Genomic DNA, 456 nt, shown 5'->3' with positions numbered 1-456 from the left:
CTCGACGACACCGTGGCCGCGTACCGGAGCGTGCTCGCCGACGGGCTCGACGCCTCCGACGTGGTCCTCGCGGGCGACTCGGCGGGCGGCGGTCTGGTGCTCGCGACGCTGCTGAGGCTGCGGGACGCGGGGCTGCCGCTGCCCGCAGCGGCGGCCTGTGTCTCACCGTGGACCGACCTCACGGGCAGCGGGGAGAGCTACCGCGCCCTGGAGGACGAGGACCCCATGCTCAGCAAGCCCGTCGTGGACCTGGTGTCCACGTCGTACCGGGCGGGCACCGCCCCCACCGACCCGTACGTCTCCCCGCTCTTCGGGGACCTCGCGGGCCTGCCCCCGGTGCTCCTTCAGGTGGGCAGCCGCGAGATCCTCCTCAGCGACGCCGAGCGGTTCGCGGAGGGCCTGCGGCGCGCGGGAGGGACCGGGGTGCTGGAGGTCTGGCCCGGCATGGTGCACGTC

The 456-nt window shown here is 75.2% G+C and carries 1 protein-coding gene; it reads left to right on the top strand.

Annotated features, from left to right (window positions below):
- Positions 1-456, top strand: a 456-nt coding sequence (locus V2J85_RS40655) for an alpha/beta hydrolase fold domain-containing protein (protein ID WP_330824397.1), incomplete at both ends; no start/stop codon positions are given.

It is taken from the genome of Streptomyces bugieae (genome assembly GCF_036352915.1).
GTDB lineage: Bacteria > Actinomycetota > Actinomycetes > Streptomycetales > Streptomycetaceae > Streptomyces > Streptomyces endophytica.
The sequence above is the reverse complement of the archived record's forward strand: the minus strand, read 5'-3'. Positions and strand labels throughout refer to the sequence as shown.